The sequence below is a fragment of the Agrococcus pavilionensis RW1 genome (assembly GCF_000400485.1).
Taxonomy (GTDB): domain Bacteria; phylum Actinomycetota; class Actinomycetes; order Actinomycetales; family Microbacteriaceae; genus Agrococcus; species Agrococcus pavilionensis.
In genome coordinates, this window is record NZ_ASHR01000041.1 from 25,770 (window position 1) to 33,411 (window position 7,642).

Here is a 7,642-nt window from a genome sequence, read left to right on the forward strand (position 1 = left end):
GGAGCGGTCGGCAGAACGGCGACGAGGCACCGTCAGGTGCAGCGGCGCTCAGTAGATCCGAACGGGGCAGGCCCGTCACAGCCGGAGGCCTGGGGCACCAGGCGCAGAGCGGCGACCCGAGCCCAGGCACGGGGAGCAAGCGGGGTGGTACCGCGCGAGAGCGTCCCCGCATCCGAGAACCGAGGATGCAGGAGACCAGCGTGACCGACCAGCACCGCTACCCGCTCGCGAGCGGCGCGACCGACGCCGCCGGCGTCGTGGCGAGCCCCGACCTCCCCGCCCTCGAGCGCGGCATCCTCGCCTTCTGGAAGGGCGACGACACCTTCAAGGCGTCGGTCGAGCAGCGCGAGGGCTGCCCCGAGTGGGTCTTCTACGACGGCCCGCCGTTCGCGAACGGCCTGCCGCACTACGGCCACCTCCTGACCGGCTACGCGAAGGACGTCTTCCCGCGCTTCCAGACCATGCGCGGCAAGCAGGTGCCGCGCGTGTTCGGCTGGGACACCCACGGCCTGCCCGCCGAGCTCGAGGCGATGAAGCAGCTCGGCATCACCGAGAAGGCCGAGATCGAGGCGATGGGCGTCGACGTCTTCAACGCCCGCGCGCGCGAGTCGGTGCTGCAGTACGTCGACGAGTGGGAGGACTACGTCACCCGCCAGGCGCGCTGGGTCGACTTCGAGGGCGGCTACAAGACGCTCGACCTCTCCTACATGGAGAGCGTCATCTGGGCCTTCAAGGAGCTCTACGACAAGGGCCTCGCCTACGAGGGCTACCGCGTGCTGCCCTACTGCTGGCGCGACGAGACGCCGCTGTCGAACCACGAGCTGCGCATGGACGACGACGTCTACCAGGACCGGCAGGACACGACGCTCACCGTCACGTTCCCGTTCCGGGGCGGGTTGGCGGATGCGTCGGGACTGACGGGCGTGAAGGCGCTCGCGTGGACGACGACCCCGTGGACGCTGCCGACGAACATGGCGCTCGCGGTCGGCCCCGACATCGAGTACGTCGTCGTGCCCGCGGGGCCGAGCGGCACGACGGCCGGCGAGGGCTCGTTCCTGCTCGCCGCCGCGACCGTGCCCGCCTACGCGAAGGACCTCGGCTACGACGACGCGGAGGCGGCGCTCGCGGCCGTCACGCGCACGCTGCGCGGCGAGGATCTCGCGGGACTCGAGTACGAGCCGCTCTTCGACTTCTTCACCGACGCATCCACGTGGGGCACCGAGCGCGCCTTCCGCGTGCTCGCCGACGACTACGTCGCGACGGGCGAGGGCACGGGCATCGTGCACCAGGCGCCCGCCTACGGCGAGGACGACCAGCGCGTCTCGACCGCCGCGGGCATCCCGACGATCCTCTCGGTCGACGACGGCGGCCGCTTCCTCGAGAGCGTGCCGCCCGTCGCGGGCCAGCAGGTCTTCGACGCCAACAAGACGCTCTCGAAGCTGCTGAAGGACGACGGCCGCGTGCTGCGCCAGGCCTCCTACGTGCACTCGTACCCGCACTGCTGGCGGTGCCGGAACCCCCTCATCTACAAGGCCGTCTCGAGCTGGTTCGTGCGCGTCACCGAGATCAAGGACGACCTGCTCGCCGCCAACGAGCAGATCACCTGGGTGCCCGAGAACGTCAAGCACGGCCAGTTCGGCAAGTGGCTCGAGGGCGCGCGCGACTGGTCGATCAGCCGCAACCGCTACTGGGGCAGCCCCATCCCGGTGTGGAAGAGCGACGACCCGAACCACCCGCGCGTCGACGTCTACGGCTCGCTCGACGAGCTCGAGCGCGACTTCGGCGTGCGCCCGACCGACCTGCACCGCCCGGCGATCGACGAGCTCACCCGCCCCAACCCCGACGACCCGACGGGGAAGAGCACCATGCGGCGCATCCCCGACGTGCTCGACGTGTGGTTCGACTCGGGCTCGATGCCGTTCGCGCAGTTCCACTACCCGTTCGAGAACGAGCAGTGGTTCGCCGAGCACAGCCCGGCCGACTACATCGTCGAGTACATCGGGCAGACGCGCGGCTGGTTCTACGTCATGCACGTGCTCTCGGTCGCGCTCTTCGGGCGCCCGGCGTTCGAGAACGTCATCAGCCACGGCATCATCCTCGGCGACGACGGCTTCAAGGCCTCGAAGTCGCGCCGCAACTACCCCGACGTCAACGAGTCGTTCGACGCCTACGGCTCGGATGCGGTGCGCTGGAACCTGCTGCAGGGCTCGATCCTGCGGGGCGGCAACTTCGTCGTCTCGGAGGAGGGCATCCGAGAGGCGCTGCGGCAGTTCCACCTGCCGCTGTGGTCGACGTGGTACTTCTTCGCGACCTACGCCAATCGCGCCGTCGACGGAGAGCCCTACCTCGCGAAGCGCTCGACCGAGTCGACCGACGTGCTCGACCGCTACATCCTCGCGAAGCTGCGGAAGACGGTCGAGACGACGACGGATGCGCTCGAGCGGCTCGACGCGACGGGCGCGACCTGGGCGGTGCGCGAGTTCCTCGACGTGCTCACCAACTGGTACGTGCGGCGCTCGCGCGACCGGTTCTGGCTCGGGGTCTCGTCGGACGGCGCCGGCTCGGAGGCGTTCGACACGCTCTGGACGGTGCTCGAGACGCTCTCGCGCATCGCCGCGCCGCTCTCGCCGCTCGTCACCGAGGAGGTCTGGAAGGGCCTCACGGGCGGCCGCTCGGTGCACCTCACCGACTGGCCCGACGTCGCCGACCTGCCCGCCGACGACGAGCTCGTGCGGCAGATGGACGCCGTGCGCGCGATCGCGAGCGTCGGCAACGCCCTGCGCAAGCAGGCGAGGAAGCGCGTGCGACTGCCGCTGCCGACCCTCACGGTCGTCGGCTCCGTCGACGTCGCGCCGTTCCGCGCCGTGCTGCAGGACGAGCTCAACGTGCGGGAGGTCGTGCTCGAGGAGGCCGACGAGGGCTCGCTCGAGCGCTACGGCATCTCGCGCCGGCTGCAGGTCAACGCGCGCGCCGCGGGCCCGCGGCTCGGCAAGGACGTGCAGCGCGCCATCCAGGCCGCGCGCGCGGGCGACTGGGTCGCGGAGGACGGCGTCGTGACCGCCGGCGGCATCGCGCTGCAGGAGGGCGAGTTCGAGCTCGCGCTCGAGGTCGCCGACGAGTCGGCCGCGGTGGGCTTCCTGCCCGGCGGCGGCTTCGTCGTGCTCGACACCGCGACGACGCCCGAGCTCGAGGCCGAGGGCCTCGCGCGCGACGTCGTGCGCGCCGTGCAGCAGGCTCGCAAGGAGGCCGGGCTCGACGTCTCCGACCGCATCCGCCTCGAGCTCGGCTCCGACGAGCACGGCGTGCGGGCGCTGGAGGCGAACCGCGAGCTCGTGATGGCCGAGACGCTCGCGCTCGAGCTCGCGCTCGACCGCGTCGACGACACGATGGGCGAGCTCGCCGACGGACGCACGGCGCACCGCGTCGGCGACGGCTCGCCGCTCGCGATCGCGCTCGAGCGCGTCGACGCCGGCCGCGTGGAGGTGGGCGCGTGAGCGAGCACGACGACGTCGACGACCGCATCCTCGAGTCGCTCGAGCACGCCGAGGCGGCCCGCGCCGCCTACGAGGCGCTGCTCGACCGAGCGGGGGAGCAGGCGGTCGAGCCGCGCATCGAGGCGACCCGGCGGGCGGTGGAGCTGCTCGGCGACCCGCAGCGCTCCTACCGCGTCATCCACATCACCGGCACGAACGGCAAGGGCTCGACCGCCCGCATCGCCGACGCGCTGCTGCGCGCGCACGGCCTCCGCACCGGCGTGCTCACGAGCCCGCACCTCGAGCGCGTCAACGAGCGCATCCTCATCGACGGCGAGCCCGTCTCGGACGAGGCCTTCGCGCGCGGCTACGACGACATCGCGCCGGTGCTCGAGCTCGTCGACGCCGAGCTCGAGGCCGCGGGGCAGCGGCGGCTGACGTTCTTCGAGGCGTTCACGGTGCTCGCGCTCTCGGTGCTCGCGGATGCGCCGGTCGACGTCGCGGTGCTCGAGGTCGGCATGGGCGGCACGTGGGACTCGACGAACGTCGCCGACGGCGACGTCGCGGTCATCACGCCGATCGCGCTCGACCACACGAACCGGCTCGGCTCGACGGTCGAGGCGATCGCGCGCGAGAAGGCCGGCATCATCAAGCCCGACGCGATCGTCGTCTCGGCGCAGCAGCAGCCCGAGGCCCTCGCGGTGCTCGAGGCGCGCGCGACCGAGGTCGGCGCGCGGCTGCTCGTCGAGGGGCGCGACTTCGCCCTCGCCGGCCAGTCGGTCGCCGTCGGCGGCCAGCTCATCACCGTGCGCGGCCTCGCGGCCGAGTACATCGACCAGCTCGTGCCGCTCATGGGCGCGCACCAGGGCGCGAACGCGACCCTCGCGCTCATCGCCGTCGAGGCGTTCCTCGGCGGCGGCTCGCAGGCGATGACCGCCGAGGTGCTCGCCGACGGCTTCGCCGCCGCGACGTCGCCCGGTCGCCTCGACGCCGTCGGAGCGCATCCGCTCGTCATCCTCGACGCCGCGCACAACCCGCACGGCGCGGCGGCGCTGCGCACCGCGCTCGGCGAGTACTTCGGGCTCGAGCGGGTCACGCTCGTGCTCGGCGTGCTCGCCGGCAAGGACGCGACCGGCGTGCTCACCGCGCTCGAGAGCGTCGTCGACGAGGTCGTCATCACGCAGTCGACGTCCGAGCGCGCGCTCGACGCCGACGAGCTCGCCGCGCAGGCCGTGGCCGTGCTCGGCGCCGACCGGGTCGTCGTCGAGCCCGACCTCTCGACCGCGGTCGAGGCGGCGCGCGAGGCGGCGACCGATCGCGGCGGCGCGGTCGTCGTCACCGGCTCGATCACGCTGCTCGGCGACGTGCTCGGCCACGCGCGCGAGGCGGGCTGGCTGCTGCGGCCCGACGCGCGCCGGCAGGCCGCGACGGTCGAGGTCACCGACGAGGAGGGGCAGGCGTGAGCGAGCCCACGGCCGAGGCGGAGGGCACGGCGAAGCGCCGGGCGCGACCGGCGCGCGGCGCGATGGAGGCGCTGCTGCGCATCGTGCACGGCCTCGAGGTCGCGGGCATCGCGTTCGGGGCGCTCGCCGCGTGGGGCGTGACGCGAGACTGGCCCGCGCCCGTCGCGTTCGTCGCGGTCGGCGTCGCGCTCATCGCGACGATGCCGCTGCTCTCGCGCCCGTGGGGCTGGCTCGTGAGCCTCGCGATGCAGGTCGCCGTCGCGGCGCTCACGGCGTTCGAGCCGGTGTGGGGCGTCGTCGCGCTCGTGCTCATCGGCCTGTGGATCTACTGCTTCGCCAAGGCGCGCGGCATCGAGCGGCGGCGCCGCGCCGCGGGCCTCGACCCGCGCGGAGCGCCCGGCACCTGATCCGCGCGGGCGCGGCGCTGCTCGCGGCGCGGCGGCTGCGGCGATGTGCACGCTCTTGCGGCTCGCTGCGGCGCCGGGCCGCGACAGCGTGCACATGACCGGCGCTGCCCGGGCGGCGTCCGCGGTGATGTGCACGCTCTTGCGGCTCGCTGCGGCGCCGGGCCGCGACAGCGTGCACATGACCGGCGCTGCCCGCCGGCGTCCGCGGTAATGTGCACGCTCTTGCGGCTCGCCGCGCCGCCGGGCCGCGACAGCGTGCACATGGCGGGCGCTGCTCGCGCGGCGTCCGCGGCGATGTGCACGCTCTTGCGGCTCGCCGCGCCGCCGGGCCGCGACAGCGTGCACATGACCGGCGCTGACCGCGCCGCTGCGCGGCGGCGTGGACCGGGGCCCGAGACGGGCCCCGGCGCTGGCGTCGCGGCGGAGGCCCGAAAGGGCCTCCGCCCCAAGCTCCAGTGCGCGCGTCGGTAGGCTGGGGCCCATGCAGAGCACCCTCGTCCTCATCAAGCCCGACGGCGTCAAGCGCCAGCTGACCGGCGCGATCCTCGCGCGCATCGAGGCCAAGGGCTACGTCGTCGCCGACCTGCGGATGGTGCAGCCCGAGCGCGCGCTGCTCGAGGAGCACTACGACGAGCACCGCGGCAAGCCGTTCTTCGAGCCGCTCGTCGAGTTCATGCTCTCGGGCCCGTCGGTCGCGATCCGCCTCGAGGGCGACCGCGTCATCGAGGGCTTCCGCTCGCTCGCCGGCACGACCGACCCGACCAGCGCCGCGCCCGGCACGATCCGCGGCGACCTCGGCCGCGACTGGGGCCTCAAGGTGCAGCAGAACCTCGTGCACGGGTCCGACTCCGAAGAGTCGGCGGCGCGCGAGCTCGCCCTCTGGTTCGGCTGAACCCGAGCGGCTGAGCCGCCGCCCAGGCCCCGCTAGAAGGAGAAGAGGAACCGGGGGATCCCCGGCAGCACGACCATGATCGTCACGACGACGATCACGGCGAGCGCGAGCGAGAGCACCCAGCCCCAGCTCGAGAAGCGGGCGGCGGTGCGCCGCAGCCCCGCGGATGCCGGTAGCGCGCCGGCGCCGAGCGCCCACGTCCAGAGCGGGAACGCCATCGCGTACATCGCCATCCAGACGAGGAAGCACCAGGGGCACACGAAGCCCAGCACGAAGACCGACTGCTGCGCGAGCCACAGCACGAACACCAGCCCGCCGAGCACGCCGGTCGAGAAGACCGTCCACACCCACCGCGGCATCGCGACGCGACCGAGCGTCAGCGCCCCCATGATGATCGGAGCCGGGAACGCCATGAGCCCGAGGAAGGGGTTCGGGAAGCCGAACAGCCTGCCCTGCTCCGACTCCATCGCGCCGGAGCACGACAGGAACGGGTTGAGGTCGCACGAGAGCAGCTCCTCCGGATGCAGCAGCAGCTCGATGCGCTCGACCGAGAGCGCGAACGCGCCCGCGAGCCCCGCGAGCCCGGTGACGATGAGCAGCACGCCGAGCCACACGGGCGCGGCGATGTGGGCGGGTCGAGCGTCTGACATGGAACCTCCTGCTCAGCATCCTGTCAGCCCGGGGGAGCGATGAGCTTCGACACGGCGACTCTCACAGCATTCACCTTGGGTGCGATCGCCATCGTGCTGCTGCCGGGAGCGAACAGCCTCTTCGTCGCCACCACGTCGCTGCGCGCCGGTCGCGGGCCCGGCTTCCGCGCGATGCTCGGCGTCTTCCTCGGCGACGCGATCCTGATGGTGCTCGCGGTGCTCTCGGCGCAGGCGCTCTCCGCCAACCCGGTCGTCTACACCGTGCTCATCTGGGCCGGCGCCCTCTACTTGTGCTGGCTCGCGCTCGGCCTCGTGCGCAGCGCGCTCGCGCGCCTGCGCGCCAAGCTGCGGCGGACCGCCGAGCCGGAGCCGAGCGAGAGCCCCATCAGCCCGCCGAGCGCGCCCAACCCGATCATCGCCGAGCCGCGCCTGCGCCCGTTCCGCACCGCGCTCGTGACGAGCCTGCTGAACCCGAAGGCGATCCTGTTCTTCGCCTCGTTCTTCCTGCAGTTCATCGACCCGGCCTCGCCGACACCTCTCGGCGACCTGCTCGTGCTCATGCTCATCATCGAGGGCCTCTCGGCGGCGTACCTCACGGTGCTCGTGCTCATCGGCGCGAACATCGGACGTCGGGTGCAGCCGCACGGCTGGCTCGCGATCATCGGCACCCTCGTCGCCGCGCTCGGCTTCCTCGCGCTCGCGGTGCGGGTCGTGCTGCCCTGAGCGTCGGCGAGGTGCCTCACTGAGAAGTGAGCGC

Annotated in this window: 6 protein-coding genes; 5 read left to right on the forward strand and 1 reads right to left on the reverse strand. The window is 72.9% G+C overall.

Annotated elements, in window-relative coordinates; translation table 11 throughout:
• Window positions 1-185 precede the first annotated feature (185 nt).
• The 4 genes from ileS (at window position 186) to ndk (ending at window position 6,235) form a co-directional block, all read left to right on the forward strand.
• The gene (gene ileS, locus L332_RS28190; RefSeq protein ID WP_081646209.1) at window positions 186-3,494 is read left to right on the forward strand and encodes an isoleucine--tRNA ligase; all 3,309 of its coding nucleotides are present in this window, start codon (window positions 186-188) and stop codon (window positions 3,492-3,494) included.
• On the forward strand, window positions 3,491-4,936 hold the full coding sequence (locus L332_RS28195; protein ID WP_021011707.1) for a bifunctional folylpolyglutamate synthase/dihydrofolate synthase: 1,446 nt from the start codon (window positions 3,491-3,493) through the stop codon (window positions 4,934-4,936). Before ileS ends, L332_RS28195 begins: the two co-directional genes overlap by 4 nt.
• Window positions 4,933-5,343: a DUF4233 domain-containing protein gene (locus L332_RS28200; RefSeq protein WP_021011708.1), complete on the forward strand. Its 411-nt coding sequence runs from the start codon at window positions 4,933-4,935 to the stop codon at window positions 5,341-5,343. Before L332_RS28195 ends, L332_RS28200 begins: the two co-directional genes overlap by 4 nt.
• Before the next feature lie 481 nt (window positions 5,344-5,824).
• Window positions 5,825-6,235 (forward strand): nucleoside-diphosphate kinase, encoded by a 411-nt coding sequence (ndk, locus tag L332_RS28205; RefSeq protein ID WP_021011711.1) that lies wholly within the window; start codon window positions 5,825-5,827, stop codon window positions 6,233-6,235.
• Between the two features lie 32 nt (window positions 6,236-6,267).
• Here ndk and L332_RS28210 read toward each other — a convergent pair whose 3' ends face one another.
• Window positions 6,268-6,885 (reverse strand): vitamin K epoxide reductase family protein, encoded by a 618-nt coding sequence (locus tag L332_RS28210; protein WP_021011712.1) that lies wholly within the window; start codon window positions 6,883-6,885, stop codon window positions 6,268-6,270.
• 39 nt (window positions 6,886-6,924) lie between these two features.
• Between L332_RS28210 and leuE the strand changes: the two genes are divergently transcribed.
• A complete protein-coding gene (leuE, locus tag L332_RS0115805; protein WP_021011713.1) occupies window positions 6,925-7,608 on the forward strand; it encodes a leucine efflux protein LeuE in 684 nt (227 codons plus the stop codon).
• Window positions 7,609-7,642 lie beyond the last annotated feature (34 nt).